This window comes from Pseudonocardia lacus (genome assembly GCF_018531445.1).
GTDB lineage: Bacteria > Actinomycetota > Actinomycetes > Mycobacteriales > Pseudonocardiaceae > Pseudonocardia > Pseudonocardia lacus.
Window position 1 is genome coordinate 62,574 of record NZ_JAHDTH010000007.1, and the last position, 15,441, is coordinate 78,014.

Genomic DNA, 15,441 nt, shown 5'->3' on the forward strand with positions numbered 1-15,441 from the left:
CCCCCGGCCCGGCGTGTGTAACGTTAAACGGATGCAGCTCGACACGGGTTTCCGCCGCGATCGGCTCACCTGGATCGCCTACCTGATGCTGGCCTGGTTCGCCTTTCTGCAGGCGGCGCCCGGGCTGGTCATCGTGCACCTGCGCACGGAGCTCGACCTGAGCTACGCCGTCGGAGGGCTGCACGTCGCGGGGTTCGCCGCCGGCAGCATGGTCGCGGGCCTCACCTCCGCGCGGTTGGAACGCGCGCTCGGGCGGCGCACGCTGTTCTGGGCGTCATCGGCGGTGATGGCCGTCGGGACGATCGGGCTGGTGGTGGGGCCGGCCGCACCGGTGACCGTCGGGTCCGTGCTGGTCATGGGACTGGGCGGCGGACTGCTGCTGGCCACGATCCAGGCCGCGCTCGCCGACCACCACGGCCCGCGCGGCGCCGTCGCGCTGGCCGAGGCCAACGTCGCCGCGGGCCTGTCCTACGTCGTGCTGATCGGCGGGCTGTCGCTCGCCGCGGCGCTGCACGTCGGCTGGCGGGCCGCGGTGCTGGCCTCGCTCGCGGTGCCGGTGCTCGCCTGGTGGGCCAACCGGCGGCTGGCGATCGACGCCCCGCCGCCGCCGTCGTCGTCGGTGGCGCACGGCCGGCTGCCGGCCGCGTTCTGGATCGGCGCCGCGATGCTGTTCTGCATGACCGCGGCCGAGTGGTGCGTCACCGCCTGGGCCGCGACCTACGTCGGCACCGCCACCGCCGTCACGGCGGACACGGCCGTCACGCTGATGTTCGGCTACTTCGGCGGCGTGGTGCTGGGCCGGCTGGTGGGCAGCCGGCTGGCCCGCCGGTACGACCCGGCCCGACTGCTCGCGCTCGCCCTCGTCGTGGCCGGCGCCGGCTTCGCGGTGCTGTGGCCGTCGACGGCGCCCGTGCCGGCGCTGGTCGGCCTGGCCCTGCTCGGTATCGGGCTGGGCAACCTGTTCCCGATGGGCGTGTCCCTGACGGTCGCGCTCGCCCCGGGCCGCGCGGTGCTGGCGAGCGGACGGGTGGTGGGCGTGACGTCGTTCTCGGTGCTGCTCGCGCCGCTCACGGTCGGCGCGCTGGCCGACGCGACGTCGCTGGCGGCCGCACTCTGGGTCGTCCCGGCCTTCCTCGCACTGGCCGCCGTCGGCCTGGCCTTCGCCCGCCCGCCCTCGGTCAGCGCATGAGCTCGGCCAGCGCCACCATCTCGGCCTCCGGGTCGACCACCGGCTGGATGACGATCTCGGTGAGGCCCGCCGCCTCCAGCCCGGCGATCCGCTCGCGCACCTCGTCGCGCGTGCCGACCAGGGCGAGCTTGTCGACGAACGACCCGATCACCAGGTCGCGGTCGGCGGGGTCGATCCGGCCCAGGTAGTTGCGGTAGAGCGTGGCGTGCCGGTCGGGGGACGTGGCGGTGGTGCCGCGGCGGGTGAGCAGCCGTTCGACGGTGTCGGACTCCTCGGGGGTCAGGGTGGCGCGGAAGCCGGGGTTGTCGGCGGCGAAGGTCAGCAGTGACATGGCGATGTGGCCCATCGCGTCGCGGACGGTGTCGCCGTAGCGGTCCTCGCCGTCGTCGAGGACGCGCAGTGAGGTCATCACGTAGGAGTCGGCGTGCTCGGGGTGCCCGGCGGCGACGGCGGCTTCGCGGCGGGCGCCTTCCAGCGCCTTCCACGCCTCGCTCGAGATCAGCCCGAACGAGATCACGCCGGCGCCGCGGCGCCCGGCGATCTCGGCCGCCTTGAGCCCGAACGCGGCGATCACGTACTCGACCGGGTCGGTGGTGTTCACGTACGGCCCCACGTGCAGGAACCGGATGGTGCTGGTGCGCCCGCCCTCCCGGTAGCCGGTCTCGCGCCCGGAGGTGAGGTCCTGCAGTGCGGCGGTGAACTCCTCCAGCTCGGCCATCCTGGTGGGGCGCATGCCCAGGGTGCGGCGGGCGGTGTTGCCGGTGCCGATCCCGCAGATCACCCGGCCGGGCGCGATCGCGTTGAGGCTCGACACCGCGGCGGCCGCGGCGGGGGTGGAGCGCAGCGCGGGCGAGGTGACGCCGATGCCGAGCTTGATCCGGCTGGTGGCCTTCGCGCACAGGGCCAGCGAGACGAACGGGTCGCCGTTGACCATCGGGGTGTCGTAGACCCAGAAGCTGGCGAACCCCAGCTCCTCGGCGCGGGCGGCGAGGTCCTCCACCCCGGGGCGGGCGGTCATGACGATCCCGGTGCGCATTGCTGTCTCCTCGACGGTGGGGGAACAGGCGGCCCCCCGAACGTAGGTCGCCTCCGCCGGGGCCGGAACCGGCGGAAGCGTGGTAGGAGTGATCGGGGTCGTGGACGCAACCGGAGGGGATCGACGTGGCTGATTCCGGGCTCGAGCACCGCAGCGCGACGGAGCTGGTCGAGGAGCTGGCCGAGGGCCGGGTGTCGTCGGTCGAGCTCACCGAGGCGGCCATCGCCCGCATCGAGCGCTACGACGGCGAGTTGAACGCCGTCTGCGTGCGCGACTTCGACCGGGCCCTGGACGCCGCCCGCGCCGCCGACGCCGCCCGCGCCCGCGGGGAGGGCGGCCCGCTCACCGGGGTCCCGATGACGGTCAAGGAGTCCTTCCACGTGGCCGGCCTGGCCTCCACCTGGGGCTTCACCGACGCCGCCGAGCACCGCCCGCGGGCCGACGCGCTGGCGGTGGCCCGGGTGAAGGCGGCCGGCGCGGTCGTCCTCGGCGCCACCAACGTGCCGCTGGGCCTGGGCGACTTCCAGACCTACAACGACATCTACGGCACGACCGCCAACCCGTGGGACCCACAGCGCACGCCGGGCGGATCGTCGGGCGGCTCGGCTGCGGCGCTGGCCGCCGGCTACGGGGCGCTCTCGCTCGGCTCGGACATCGGCGGTTCGCTGCGCAACCCCGCCCACTACTGCGGCGTGTACGCGCACAAGCCGACGCTGGGGCTGCTGCCGTCGCGCGGCCACACCCCGCCCGGGCTGCCCGCGATGCCCGCCGACCAGCAGTTGGCCGTGATCGGGCCGATGGCCCGCAGCGCCACCGACCTGGCGCTGCTGCTGGACGTCCTGGCCGAGCCCGACGAGCTGGCGCTCGGCGGGGCCTACCGCCTCGCGCTGCCCGCGTCCCGCCACGACGCGCTGCGCGACTTCCGCGTGCTGGTTGTCGAGGAGCACCCGCTGATGCCGACGTCGGCGGCCGTGCGCGCCGTCGTCGACCGGTTCGTCGCCGGACTGGCCGGCGCGGGCGTGGCGATCACCCGGGAGAGCCCGCTGCTGCCGGACCAGGAGGCCGCGGCACGGGTGTACATGCGCATGCTGATGTCCGAGCTGGGAAGCAGCTTCCCGGACGCGGTCGTCGAGAAGGCCCGCGCCGCGGCCGCGAAGCTGGCCGACGACGACCGCAGCCTCGCCGCCGAGCGCGCCCGCGGCACCGTGCTCAGCCACCGCGACTGGATGGCCGCCGACGCCGAGCGCGGGGTGGTGCGGCAGCGCTGGCGCGAGCTGTTCGCCGAGTTCGACGTGGTGGTGCTGCCCGTCATGCCGACACCGGCGTTCCCGCACGACCACAGCCCGGTCCCCACCCGCAAGGTCGGCATCGACGGCACCGAGTTCGACTACCTCGACCAGCTCGCCCTGCCCGGCGTGGCCACGCTGCCCGGCCTCCCGTCCACCGCGCTGCCGGCCGGCCTGTCCGAGGACGGGCTGCCCGTCGGCGTGCAGGTGATCGGGCCGATGTACGGCGACCGCACCACGATCCGGTTCGCCGAGCTGGTCGCCCGGGAGCTCGGCGGCTTCACGCCCCCGCCGCTGCCGAGCTGACCGCATAGCCCTGCGCCTTACCTCCGAGGTCATCGACCGCGTGCCCCCGACCGAGCACCCTCGAACCGGTCGGAGCACCGAGATCGAGGAGGACGCGATGACCACCTACGCCGTGGCGATCCTGAAGGACGTCGACATCAACGCGGAGATCGTGGAGTACCTGCAGCGCATCGACGCCACCCTGGCGCCGTTCGAGGGCCGGTTCGTGGTGCACGGCGCCGTGCCCGAGACGCTGGAGGGCGACTGGGAGGGCACGCTGATCGTGATCGCGTTCCCGGACGCCGACCGGGCCCACGGCTGGTACGACTCCGCCGCCTACCGCGAGATCCTGCCGCTGCGCACGCGGAACTCGCGGGGCACCGCCATCCTGGTCGACGGCGTCGGCCCCGAGCACCTGGCCACCGACGTCCTCGGCGTGCCCACCTGAGCCCCGGGGCGCGGGTGGGGTGTCAGGCGAGCGAGGCCAGGCGGGCGTCGAGGAAGCGGCGTTCGGCCGCGCTGCCCGCCAGCCGGATCGCCGACCGGTACGCCTCGGCGGCCGGCCCGGCCCGGCCGAGCCGGCGCAGCAGGTCGGCGCGCACCGCGTGGAACACCTGGTAGCCGGGCAGGTCGAGGGCGTCGACCAGGGCCAGCGCCGCGGCCGGCCCGGACACCTCCGCCACCGCGACCGCCCGGTTCAGCGCCACCACCGGCGACGGGGCCGCCGCCATCAGCTGGTCGTACAGGGCGAGGATCTGGCCCCAGTCCGTCGCGGCGGCGTCGGCGGCGTCCGAGTGCACCGCGTTGATCGCGGCCTGCAGCTGGTAGGGGCCGGGACGCCGGCGGCGCAGGCAGCGCCGCACGAGGTCCTGGCCCTCCCGGACGAGCGCGCTCGACCAGCGGGAGCGGTCCTGCTGGTCGAGCGGCACGAGGTCGCCCGAGGGCGACACGCGCGCCGGGCGGCGGGCCTCGACCAGCAGCATGAGCGCGAGCAGGCCCATGGCCTCCGGCTCGTCGGGCATCAGCTCGACCAGCAGCCGGGCCAGCCGCACCGCCTCGTCGCACAGGTCGGCCCGGACCAGGTCGTCGCCCGACGAGGCCGCGTACCCCTCGTTGAACACCAGGTACAGCACGGCGAGCACGGCACCGAGCCGATCGGGCAGCTCGGCCTCGGCCGGCACCCGGTACGGGATCCGCGCGTCGCGGATCTTGGCCTTGGCCCGCACGATCCGCTGGGCCATCGTCGCCTCGGGCACCAGGAACGCCCGGGCGATCTCGGCGGTGGTCAGCCCGCCGAGCAGCCGCAGCGTCAGCGCGACGCGTGCGGCCGGCGCGAGGGCCGGGTGGCAGCAGGTGAACACGAGGCGCAACCGGTCGTCGGGCACGGCGTCGTCCTCCTCCCCCGGCTCCGGGTCGGGCGCGAGCAGCGCGGCCTCGGCCTGCTTGTCGCGCCCGCGCGTCTCGCGCCGCAACCGGTCGATCGCCCGGTTGCGCGCGGTCGTGATGATCCAGCCGACCGGGCTGGGCGGGAGGCCGTCGGCCGGCCAGCGCACGGCCGCCTCCGCGAACGCCTCCTGGACGGCGTCCTCGGCGACGTCGAGGTCGCCGAGGACGCGCGCCAGGACGGCCACCGCGCGCCCGTACCCCGCGCGGTAGACCTCCTCGACCGTGGTCATGCTCAGCCGAGGAAGGGTCGCACCTCGATCGGCACCGTCGTCGCCCGGGACTGCTTCTCGGCCCACGCGATCGCCGCGTCGAGATCGGGCACGTCGATCACGGACAGGCCGCCGAGCAGCTCCTTGCCCTCGGCGAACGGTCCGTCGGTGATCAGCTTGTCGTCGCCCCTGGCCTCGACCACGGTCGCCGAGCCGGCCGGGGCGAGCCCGCCGCCGAACACCCACACACCGGCCTCGACCATCTCGTCGCGCACGGCGCCGACGTTCTTGCCGATCACCTCCAGCTCCTCGGGGGCCGGCTGGGTGCGCCCGGCCGGGTACTGGACGCTGAGCAGGTAGGTCGCCATCGTTCGTCCTCCTCGATCTCCGATGTTGCCACCCCCTGTACGAACGGCCCCGCCGCGGATCGACACCCCCACGCGGTGAACATGTCGATCAGCGTCGGCCGGTCGGGGCGCCTCGACGGCGCCTCCCGCCAGAGGAGCAGCCGGTCGAGCCGATGTCCATGCCGGGTTCCACTGGGTGACCGCATGACCAATCTTGACTATGTGGTCATGAGCTGGTCCGATCGATCGGTGATCACCACCGCGACGCTGGAGCTGCCCGACGGCCCCATGGGCTACCTGCGGGCGGGCGATTCCGGTCCGGCGGTGGTCCTGCTGCACGGCGCGGCGCTGGACACCGCCGAGCTGTGCTGGGGCCGGCTCGTCGAGCCGCTGGCCGAGCGCTTCCGGGTGTACGCGCCGGACTGGCCCCGGCACGGCCGGTCCCGCCCGTGGTCCGGCCCGACCGGCATCGACGCGCTGAATCGGCTGGTCGTCGCACTGCTCGACGCCTGGGGTCTGGACCGGGCCCACCTCGTCGGTCTCTCGATGGGCGCCGGCGTCGCCACGGTCGTCGCGATCGACCACCCGGACCGCGTCGACCGGCTGGTCGCGATCGCGCCGGGCGGCTACGAGTCCCGCCGCCCGGCCCAATTGCTGACCTACGCGTTCCTGCGCTCCGACCGCCTCCAGCGCTGGGCGAGCCGCTACTACGCGGACGAGTCGAGGCTGCGCCGCAGCCTCGCCGGCGCCCTGGCCGCGGGCCGCGCGACCCCGCACTTCGACGAGATCGTCCGGCTGTCGGCGGCCGAGGCCCGGGCCGTGGTGGCGGCCGGGGAGTCCGTGCTCGACGAGTTCCAGCGCGAGGCCTACGGCCCGTGGCGCATGCGCACCGACCTGCGCCCCCGGCTGCCGGAGCTGCGCGCACCGACCCTGCTCGTGCGCGGAGCGCTCGACCGGTTGGTCCCGCGCGACCCGATCGCCGGCGCCACGGCGCTGATCCCCGACTCCCGCTACGTCGAGGTGCCCGGCGCGGCCCACGTCGTCCCGGTGGACCGGCCCGACGCCGTGCTCGACCTGATCCGCGGCTTCCTGGCCTGAACTCCGACCGTCAGACGGCGTCGAGGGGCCCGCCCACGATGCGGGTGCGCACCCGGTTCAGCTCGGCCAGCCGCCCGAGCGTCCGCTCGCGGTCGCGCCGGGCGAGGCGCAACGTCCACGAGTGCGAGAGCAGCAGGGCGGCGGTCAGCTCGCTGGCCGAGCTGTCGGTCGTGCCCGGCGTGCTGATCACCACGTCGGCGCGGTCGCGCAGCGCCAGCCCGAGCGCCTCGGAGACGACGACGGAGGAGGCGCCGACCTCCCGGACCCGCTCCAGCGCGGCGTCGATCTCCTGGAACAGCCGTCCGGGGGCGAAGACCACGACCACCTCCGCGGCCCGGATGCGCAGCAGGTCGTCGGCCATCCGGAAGCCGGTCGTGGTGATCGCGGTGGACTCCACCCCGATCCGCGACAGCGACAGCGCGAGGAACTCGGCCGGCGTGGCCGCCGGCCCGAACCCGATCGTCCAGACCCGGCTCGCCCCCTCCAGCAGCCGCGCCGCGGCGGCCCAGGCCGCGGCCGTGCGCTGCTCGCTCAGCCGGGCGACGAGGCCGAGGGTGTCCTCGACGGTCGAGGCCAGCACGTCGTCGACCCCGTCCACGTGGTCCATCCGCTCGGCCAGGACGCTCGCGGCGGTGCGGAACGGGCCCTCCGCGGCCATGCTCCGGCGCAGCTCGGTGAAGCCGGCGTAGCCCAGCGACCGGGCGGTCCGCACGACGGTCGCGTCGCTGGTGCCGATGAGCGCGGCGAGGGTGGCGGCCGAGGAGGCGGCCACCCGCCCCGGGTTCGCCTGCAGGTACTGGGCGACGCGCCGCTCCTTCGGCGATAGCCGCCCGGCGGCCGCGGCGACGCGTTCGCGCAGCGTCCCGGCATCGTCCACGCGCTCCTCCACGACAGTTCACGACAACCCGCGACAATATTGACTCAGTTCTGATTGGAACACTACATTCGAGGCTCCGGACGCAGCGGAGGGGGCTCCCGTGGAATCGGTGACCGTCGTCGGAGCCGGGATCGTCGGGGTCTGCATCGCGCACGCCCTGGCCGGGCGGCCCGGTACCGCGGTCACGCTGGTCGACGCCGCGCTCCCCACCGGCGCGACCAGCCGCGCGGGCATGGCGTGGCTGAACGCGAGCGCGAAGCGCCCGCGCGACTACTTCGAGCTGAACTTCGCCGGCGTCCGCGAGTACCACGCCCTGCACCGGCGCCTGCGGCCCGACTGGATCCACCTCACCGGCTCGATCGCCGACGAGGGGCACACGCCGCAGCTGTCCGGGCGCATCGACGAACTGGTCGGGTGGGGTTACCGGGCCGAGCGCTGGACCGGCGAGGACGTCGCGCGGAACCTCGACGGCGCCGTCGCGGTGCGCCGCCCGCACGAGCTCTTCGCCCACTACCCCGACGAGGGGTGGATCGACGTCGCGGCGGCGCTGCCCGACCTGCTGGCGCGGGCGGCGGAGGGCGAGTTCCGGTACCTGTTCGGCAGCGCGGTGACCGCGCTGGACACCGACGGCCGCGGATTCGACGTGACCCTCGCCGACGGCACGCACTGGCGGGCCGACCAGCTGGTCAACGCGGCCGGGCCGGGCGCCGACCGGGTCGCCGGGCTGCTGGGCCGCGAGCTCCCGCTGGCCCCGACCCGGGGACTGGTCCTGCGGCTGCACGCGCCGGGGGTGCGGCTGGGCAAGGTGCTGCTGGGCGCGGCGGCCACGATCCGCCCGGACGGGCCCGACCACTACCGGGTCCACAGCCACGCCCTCGACGCGCTGATGGGCCGCTCGCCCGCGGTCGACCGCCGCGAGCTGGTCGCCGAGCTGGTCGTCCGCGCGGCCCGGCAGGTCCCGGGGCTGGCGCGGGCGCGTGTCGTCGCCGAGCACTCCGGCGTGCGCCCCGTCCCGGCCGACTCGTTCTCCTCGATCGGGCGCGTCGAGACGATCCCGGGCTACGTGGAGGCGGTGACCCACAGCGGGGTCACCCTGGGCGCGCTCGTCGGCCGCCTCGTCGCCGACATCGTCCTGCTCGACGAGGTGAGCCCCCTGCTGACCCCTCGCTTCCGGCCCGACCGCTTCACCCGCGGCGTCGTCGCCGGCCCGGCGCCCCCGCCCGGCTGAGTGGCGCCACGTGGCGGACTTCGGGGTGGTGTGGCCGCTGCGCGGCCGAGCGAGGTGGGGGAGCAGCGCGCCGCGAGAGTGATCGACGGCCGGCAGAGTCCCCATGCTCCTCGCAGAGTCGCCATGGTCTTCGCAGGGTCCACGGCACCTGCGAAGACCACACAGCCCCTGCGAAGACCTCAGGAGCCGCGGCCAGCGGCGCCGGGTGTCCGTTCTCACCGGTCGGGGAGTGGGGGTGCGGCGGGGGCGGGGGAGAGGATGACCGCGTGGCAGGGGTCTTCGACGGGGTGGGTGCCGAGTTCGCGGCGTTCTGGACCGAGCGCCGGATCTGCCTGCTGGCGACGGTCTCGCGTGATGGCACTCCGCACCTCGTGGCCGTGGGGGTCACCGTCGACCTGGACGGCGGTCTGGCCCGGGTGATCGCGCGGCGGAGTTCGCAGAAGATCCGCAACGTGCTGGCGGCGGGGGATCGCGGTGCCCGGGTGGCGGTGACCGGCATCGAGGGGACGCGGTGGTCGACCCTGCAGGGGCTCGGCCGGGTGCGCTCCGACCCGGGGTCGGTCGCCGAGGCGGAACGCCGCTACGCCCAGCGCTACCGGACGCCGAAGCCGCACCCGGAGCGGGTCGTGCTGGAGATCGCCGTGGACCGGCTGCTCGGGAGCGTGCGGTGACGCCGAAGGTCGGGAAGGTCGGGAAGGTCGGGAAGGTCACCGTCGTCGGTATCGGCGCGGACGGCTGGGACGGCCTGGCCGAGCCGGGCCGCGCCGCGGTGCGCGACGCCGAGGTCCTGCTGGGCGGGCCGCGCCAGCTGGCGCTGGTGGCCGGGCGCACCGCGGCCGAGACCCGGGCCTGGCCCTCGCCGATGCTGCCCGCGCTGGCGGAGCTGTTCGCCGGGCTGCGGGACCGCCGGGTGTGCGCGCTGGCCAGCGGCGACCCGATGCACCACGGCCTGGGCACGACGCTGACCCGGGTGCTGGGAGCCGACGCGGTCGAGGTGCTCGCGCACCCGTCGTCGGTGTCGCTGGCCTGCGCCCGGCTGGGCTGGGCGGTGGAGTCGGCCGAGGTCGTCAGCGCGGTCGGGCGGCCGCTGTCCGCGCTGCGCCGGGTGCTCGCCCCGGGGGCGCGGGTGCTCGTGCTGAGCGAGGGGGCCGCGACGCCCGGCGAGGTGGCCGACCTGCTGGCCGCCGACGGCTGGGCGGAGTCGACGCTGACCGTGTTCGAGCAGCTCGGCGGCCCCGCCGAGCGCCGCGTCGACGGCGTCGCCGGGCGGTGGGCGCACCCGGGCGTCGACCCGCTCAACGTGGTCGCGGTGCACTGCGTCGCCGGACCCGACGCGCGTCCGCGTGCGTCCACCCCCGGCCTGCCCGACGACGCCTACGACCACGACGGCCAGCTGACCAAGCGCGAGGTCCGCGCGGTGACCCTGGCGCTGCTCGGGCCCCGGCGCGGCGAGCTGCTGTGGGACGTCGGCGCCGGCAACGGCTCGATCGCGGTGGAGTGGTCGCGCGCCCACGCCACGTGCCGGGCCGTGGCCGTGGAGTCCGACCCCGCGCGGGCGGCCCGGATCACGACCAACGCCGACGCGCTCGGCGTCCCCGGCGTGCGAGTGGTCCTCGGCCGCGCACCCGCCGCGCTCGACGGGCTCGCGGAGCCCGACGCGGTGTTCATCGGCGGCGGGATCACCACCGACGGTGTCCTGGCCCGCTGCTGGGACGCGCTGCGCCCGGGCGGGCGGCTGGTGGCCAACGCGGTCACCGTCGAGTCCGAAGGGGTGCTCGCGGCGGCCCGGGCCCGCCACGGCGGCGAGCTCACCCGGTTGTCGGTGGCCAGGGCCGCGCCGGTGGGCGGGCTCACCGGCTGGCGACCGGCGATGCCGGTGACGATCTGGAGTGCGGAGAAGCCGGGATGACCGTTCACTTCATCGGGGCCGGGCCGGGCGCGGTCGACCTGCTCACGCTGCGCGCCCGCGACCTCATCGCGGCCTCGCCGGTCTGCCTCTACGCCGGCACCTACGTCCCCCCGGAGATGCTGGAGCTGTGCCCGCCGGGGGCCCGCCGCATCGACACCGCCGACCTGAAGCTCAGCGAGATCGTCGACGAGATGGTCGCCGCCCACGAGGCCGGGCTCGACGTGGCCCGGCTGGCCTCCGGCGACCTGTCGGTGTTCTCCGCGCTGGCCGAGCAGATGCGCCGCCTCGACGCCGCCGGCGTGCCCTACGATCTGTGTCCCGGGGTGCCCGCCTACGCCGCGGCGGCCGCCGTGCTGCGCCGGGAGCTGACCGTGCCCACGGTCGCCCAGACCGTCACGCTCACCCGGATCTCCGCGCTGGCCACGCCCATGCCCGACGGCGAGGGCCTGGCCGAGCTGACCCGCTCCGGCGGCACCCTCGTGCTGCACCTGTCGGTGCACCGGATCGAGGAGTTGGTGGCCGCGGTGTCGGGGGTGCACGGCCCGGACTGCCCGGCCGCGGTGGTCGCGCACGCCAGCCGCGAGCACCAGGTGGTGCTGCGCGGTCCGCTGTCGTCGCTGCCCGAGCAGGTCCGCGCGGCCGGCATCACCATGGCCGCGGTCGTGGTCGTCGGTCCGGCGCTGGCCGCCGAGCACTTCCCGGACAGCCACCTCTACTCGGACACGCGCAAGCGATGAGCACGCTCGCGCGGCGGGGGAAGCGATGAGGGTCCTCGTCCTCGGCGGCACGACCGAGGGCCGGCTGCTGGCCGGTGCGCTGGTCGACGACCACGATGTGACGGTGTCGCTGGCCGGGCGGGTGCGCTCGCCGCTGCCCCTGCCCGGGACGGTGCGCGTCGGCGGGTTCGGCGGCGTCGACGGCCTGGCCGCGTGGCTGCGCGAGCACCGCACCGGCGCCGTCGTGGACGCCACGCACCCGTTCGCCGCGACGATGACCGTGCACGCCGCCGCGGCCTGCGCCCGGGTCGGGGTGCCGCTGCTGCGGCTGCAGCGCCCGGGGTGGACGCCCGTCCCCGGCGACGACTGGCGGCCCGTCCCCGACCTGCCCGCGGCCGCGGAGACCGCCGCCGCCCTGGGTGAGCGGATCTTCCTCAGCACCGGCCGCACGGAGCTGGCGGTGTTCGCGCCGGTGGACCGCTGGTTCCTGGTGCGCTCGGTCGACCCGCCCGAGCCGCCGGTCCCGGCCCGGATGCGCGTGCTGCTCGACCGGGGCCCGTTCACGGTCGACGGCGAGCGCGCGCTGCTGCGCGAGCACGCCGTCGACGTGCTGGTGACCAAGGACAGCGGTGGCCCGGCCGCCAAGCTGACGGCGGCCCGCGAGCTGGGAGTACCTGTGGTGATGGTGGCGCGCCCGCCGCTGCCGGCCGGCGTGGCCGCCGTCGCCACCGTGGACGCGGCCCTGGCGTGGGTCAGCCGGGGTGGCGGCGCGGGGTGAACACCGCGGTCGTCTCGCCGCGGGTGACGACCCGGGTGGCCGACGAACCGATGATCAGCAGCGTGCGCATGTCGACCTGCTCGGGATCCAGGTCCGCGAGCGTGGTGACGGTGACGCGCTCGCCCGCCCCGCCGACGTCGCGCCCGACGACGACCGGGGTCTCGGGGGAGAGGTGCTCCAGCAGCACGTCGCGCGCCGCGCCGACCTGCCACGGGCGCGCGGCGGAGCGCGGGTTGTAGATCGCGATGGCCAGGTCGGCGCGCGCCGCGGCGACCAGCCGGTCGACCACGACCTCCCACGGCTTGAGCCGGTCCGACAGCGAGATCACCGCGTGGTCGTGGCCCAGCGGCGCCCCGACCGCCGCGGCCACCGCGCTCGACGCCGTCACCCCCGGCAGCACCCGCACCGCGACGTCGGCGTACTTGTCCTGCGCGGCCACCTCCAGCACCGCGGTCGCCATCGCGAAGACGCCGGGGTCGCCCGCGGACACCACCGCGACCCGGCGCCCGGCGGCGGCCAGGTCGAGCGCGTGCGCGGCCCGGTCGGCCTCCACGCGGTTGTCGCTGGGGTGGCGGGTCTGGCGCGGGTTGGGCGGCACCCGGTCGAGGTAGGGGCCGTAGCCGACGAGGTCGTCCGCGGCGGCCAGGACCGCCGCGACCTGCGGGGTCATCCAGTCGCGCCCGGCCGGACCGGTGCCGACGACGACCACCTCACCGGTGCCGGGGCCGATCCGCTCGGGCTCGGCCGGGCACGCCGAGGCCACCGCGCCGGGCAGCAGCGCGATCGCGAAGTAGGGCACCGAGGCCGGGTCGACATCGGCCAGTTCGGCGGTGCGCTCCCGGTCGGTGGTGGCCCGCTCCACGTAGAGCGCCCGGCGCCCGGCGTCGTCGACCGCGCCGCGGACGGCCTCGAACGTGCGGCCCAGCTTCAGCACCGCCGCGGAGTCGGTGTCGGCCAGGCGCCGGGCCAGCTCCTCGCGCGGCAGCGTGCCGGGCAGCACGGTGAGCACCTCGTCGCGCTCCACCAGCGGCTGGCGCAGCGCCGCCGAGGCCGCGCTGACCGAGGTCACCCCGGGCACGACCTCGGTGCGGTAGCGCGGGGCGAGCCGCTTGTGCATGTGCATGTAGGAGCCGTAGAAGAGCGGGTCGCCCTCGGCGAGCAGCACCACGTCGCGCCCGGCGTCCAGGTGCGCGGCCAGCCGCGCGGCGGCCTCGGCGTAGAACTCGTCGATGGCGCCCTGGTAGCCGCCCGGGTGATCGGTGGTCTCGGTGGTGACCGGGTAGACCAGCGCCTCCTCCACCTGCTCGGGGCGCAGGTGCGCGGCGGCGATGCCGCGGGCGATCGAGCGCCCGTGCCGGGCGCAGTGGTAGGCGACGACATCGGCGGAGGCGATCAGCCGGGCGGCCTTGAGCGTGATCAGCTCGGGGTCGCCGGGCCCGACGCCGACGCCGTAGAGGGTGCCGGGCTCGGTCACGGCGCCCGATGGTGACCTCGCGGGCTCGGTCACGGCAGGATCTCCTCCTCGCGGGCCAGCGCGTTCACCGCCGCGGCGGTGATCGCCGACCCGCCGCGGCGCCCGCGCACCACCAGGAACTCCAGGTCGGTGCGCGCGGCCAGCTCGTCCTTGGACTCGGCGGCGCCGATGAACCCGACCGGGATCCCGAGCACCGCGGCCGGGCGCGGGGCCCCGGCGTCGATCATGTCGAGCAGGTGGAACAGCGCCGTCGGCGCGTTGCCGATCGCGACGACCGCCCCGGCCAGCCGCTCGCCCCACAGCTCCAGCGCCGCGGCGCTGCGGGTCGTGCCCGCCCGCGCGGCCAGCTCGGGCACCCGCGGGTCGCGCAGCGTGCAGACGACCTCGTTACCGGCCGGCAGCCGGGCCGCGGTGACGCCCGAGGCCACCATGGTCGCGTCGCACAGGATCGGCGCGCCCGCCCGCAGCGCGCCGCGGGCCGCGGCGACGACGCCTGCCGAGTAGGCGAGGTCGGCCACCAGGTCGACCTGCCCGCAGGCGTGGATCATCCGCACCGCGACCGGCGCCAGCTCCGCCGGCAGCCCGGCCAGGTCGGCCTCGGCCCGGATGGTGGCGAACGACCGGCGGTAGATCTCCGCGCCGTCCCTGACGTACTCGCGCGCGCTCATCCCGCGTACCGCCCGTCGCCGGTCGCGACGAGGGCGCGGTGCGCCCCGCGCGGCGAACCGCAACGCCGCTCGCACCCCGACAGGTGCACCCGCCCGGTGAACCGGCCCGCGGCCAGGCCCGCGCGGGCGTCGGCGCGCACGTCGGCCAGCGCCTTGGCGCACCCCGGACGCCCGGCGCACGCGCTGACAAGCGGTGTCGGGGACGCCGGGTCGACCACGAAACCGGCCGCAGCCAGCCGCGCGTCGGCGTCGGGGGCGGCGTCGGGCAGCACGAGCGTGCGCCACGGCGTGACGATCACGGTGGGGGAGGCGTCGGCCACCTCGTCCAGCTGCGCGGCCGACATCTCGCCGAGCACCGGGGCGCAGACCAGGGCGCCACCGACCCGCCCGACCCGATCGCCGGTCGGATCGGCGGACCGCACGACCGGTTCGGCCTCCCCGCGCAGGGCGGGCACGTCGCGGGCCCGCCATGCGCCGTCGGAGCCGGCCAGGAACTCGGCCGCGGCGTCCAGCAGCGCGTCCACCGCCTGCCCCATCGCCACGTCCGAGACCGGACTCCCGGCCACGCGCAGCACGCCCCGATCCGGCGACACCGCCTGCCAGCACAGGTCCGGCTCCTCGGCGGCGACGTCGCCGCGGCCGTCGTCGAGGGCGAACAGGAACCGGCCGGGCAGGGCGGCGAGCGCGGGGCGCGCGCACAGCTCCCGGTCGAGCGCCGGGGCCAGGGCGCGCACGTCGGCGCGCCCGCCCGCGATCCCGGACAGCGGGGAGGCCAGCACGTTGCGGGCGCGCTCGTGGGTGGCCGAGGGCAGCAGCCCGGCGGCCGTCAGTCGCTCGGGGAGCCGCCGGTCGTCGCGGTCCAGGCCGCGCAGCTGCACGTTGCCGCGCGAGGTCA

General features: G+C 76.1%; 16 protein-coding genes. 9 read left to right on the plus strand and 7 right to left on the minus strand.

Annotation, left to right across the window (positions count from 1 at the left end; genetic code table 11):
• Positions 1-31 precede the first annotated feature (31 nt).
• Positions 32-1,189, plus strand: coding sequence for an MFS transporter (locus KIK08_RS03350; protein ID WP_214401466.1), 1,158 nt, complete (start codon positions 32-34; stop codon positions 1,187-1,189).
• Here the strand turns inward: KIK08_RS03350 and KIK08_RS03355 are convergent.
• Positions 1,179-2,225, minus strand: a complete 1,047-nt coding sequence (locus KIK08_RS03355) for an LLM class flavin-dependent oxidoreductase (protein WP_214401467.1) — start codon at positions 2,223-2,225, stop codon at positions 1,179-1,181. The genes KIK08_RS03350 and KIK08_RS03355 overlap by 11 nt on opposite strands.
• A 125-nt stretch (positions 2,226-2,350) precedes the next feature.
• Here KIK08_RS03355 and KIK08_RS03360 point away from each other — a divergent pair, with 125 nt between their 5' ends.
• Positions 2,351-3,817 (plus strand): amidase, encoded by a 1,467-nt coding sequence (locus tag KIK08_RS03360; RefSeq protein WP_214401468.1) that lies wholly within the window; start codon positions 2,351-2,353, stop codon positions 3,815-3,817.
• Positions 3,818-3,914: 97 nt separating this feature from the next.
• Entirely contained in the window at positions 3,915-4,244 is a 330-nt protein-coding gene (locus KIK08_RS03365; protein ID WP_214401469.1) for a DUF1330 domain-containing protein, read from the plus strand.
• 22 nt (positions 4,245-4,266) lie between these two features.
• Here KIK08_RS03365 and KIK08_RS03370 read toward each other — a convergent pair whose 3' ends face one another.
• Together KIK08_RS03370 and KIK08_RS03375 are read right to left on the minus strand one after the other, a co-directional pair.
• Positions 4,267-5,472 carry an RNA polymerase sigma factor gene (locus KIK08_RS03370; protein WP_214401470.1) on the minus strand — a complete coding sequence of 402 codons (1,206 nt, stop codon included), beginning with the start codon at positions 5,470-5,472 and terminating at the stop codon, positions 4,267-4,269.
• 2 nt (positions 5,473-5,474) lie between these two features.
• The gene (locus KIK08_RS03375) at positions 5,475-5,819 is read right to left on the minus strand and encodes a YciI family protein (protein ID WP_214401471.1); all 345 of its coding nucleotides are present in this window, start codon (positions 5,817-5,819) and stop codon (positions 5,475-5,477) included.
• 207 nt (positions 5,820-6,026) lie between these two features.
• On the opposite strand from KIK08_RS03375, the gene KIK08_RS03380 reads away from it, so the two are divergent.
• Positions 6,027-6,896: an alpha/beta fold hydrolase gene (locus KIK08_RS03380; RefSeq protein ID WP_214401472.1), complete on the plus strand. Its 870-nt coding sequence runs from the start codon at positions 6,027-6,029 to the stop codon at positions 6,894-6,896.
• Between the two features lie 10 nt (positions 6,897-6,906).
• Here KIK08_RS03380 and KIK08_RS03385 read toward each other — a convergent pair whose 3' ends face one another.
• Positions 6,907-7,773, minus strand: a complete 867-nt coding sequence (locus tag KIK08_RS03385; protein WP_214401473.1) for a MurR/RpiR family transcriptional regulator — start codon at positions 7,771-7,773, stop codon at positions 6,907-6,909.
• Positions 7,774-7,882: 109 nt separating this feature from the next.
• Between KIK08_RS03385 and KIK08_RS03390 the strand changes: the two genes are divergently transcribed.
• From KIK08_RS03390 to KIK08_RS03410, 5 genes are all read left to right on the plus strand, one after another.
• A complete protein-coding gene (locus KIK08_RS03390; protein ID WP_214401474.1) occupies positions 7,883-9,001 on the plus strand; it encodes an NAD(P)/FAD-dependent oxidoreductase in 1,119 nt (372 codons plus the stop codon).
• A gap of 266 nt (positions 9,002-9,267) precedes the next feature.
• Positions 9,268-9,672 carry a pyridoxamine 5'-phosphate oxidase family protein gene (locus tag KIK08_RS03395; RefSeq protein WP_214401475.1) on the plus strand — a complete coding sequence of 135 codons (405 nt, stop codon included), beginning with the start codon at positions 9,268-9,270 and terminating at the stop codon, positions 9,670-9,672.
• The gene (gene cbiE, locus KIK08_RS03400) at positions 9,669-10,910 is read left to right on the plus strand and encodes a precorrin-6y C5,15-methyltransferase (decarboxylating) subunit CbiE (RefSeq protein ID WP_214401476.1); all 1,242 of its coding nucleotides are present in this window, start codon (positions 9,669-9,671) and stop codon (positions 10,908-10,910) included. Before KIK08_RS03395 ends, cbiE begins: the two co-directional genes overlap by 4 nt.
• Positions 10,907-11,647 (plus strand): cobalt-precorrin-4/precorrin-4 C(11)-methyltransferase, encoded by a 741-nt coding sequence (locus tag KIK08_RS03405; protein ID WP_214401477.1) that lies wholly within the window; start codon positions 10,907-10,909, stop codon positions 11,645-11,647. The genes cbiE and KIK08_RS03405 overlap by 4 nt, the downstream gene beginning before the upstream one ends.
• Before the next feature lie 25 nt (positions 11,648-11,672).
• Positions 11,673-12,404, plus strand: coding sequence for a cobalt-precorrin-6A reductase (locus KIK08_RS03410; protein ID WP_214401478.1), 732 nt, complete (start codon positions 11,673-11,675; stop codon positions 12,402-12,404).
• On the opposite strand, the gene KIK08_RS03415 is transcribed toward KIK08_RS03410, so the two are convergent.
• The 3 genes from KIK08_RS03415 to KIK08_RS03425 form a co-directional block, all read right to left on the minus strand.
• Entirely contained in the window at positions 12,379-13,911 is a 1,533-nt protein-coding gene (locus KIK08_RS03415; RefSeq protein ID WP_308257358.1) for a precorrin-2 C(20)-methyltransferase, read from the minus strand. The genes KIK08_RS03410 and KIK08_RS03415 overlap by 26 nt on opposite strands.
• On the minus strand, positions 13,908-14,546 hold the full coding sequence (locus tag KIK08_RS03420) for a precorrin-8X methylmutase (protein ID WP_214401479.1): 639 nt from the start codon (positions 14,544-14,546) through the stop codon (positions 13,908-13,910). The genes KIK08_RS03415 and KIK08_RS03420 overlap by 4 nt, the downstream gene beginning before the upstream one ends.
• Positions 14,543-15,441: precorrin-3B synthase (locus tag KIK08_RS03425; protein WP_214401480.1), on the minus strand; the 899-nt coding region annotated here is incomplete at its 5' end. The genes KIK08_RS03425 and KIK08_RS03420, both read right to left, overlap by 4 nt.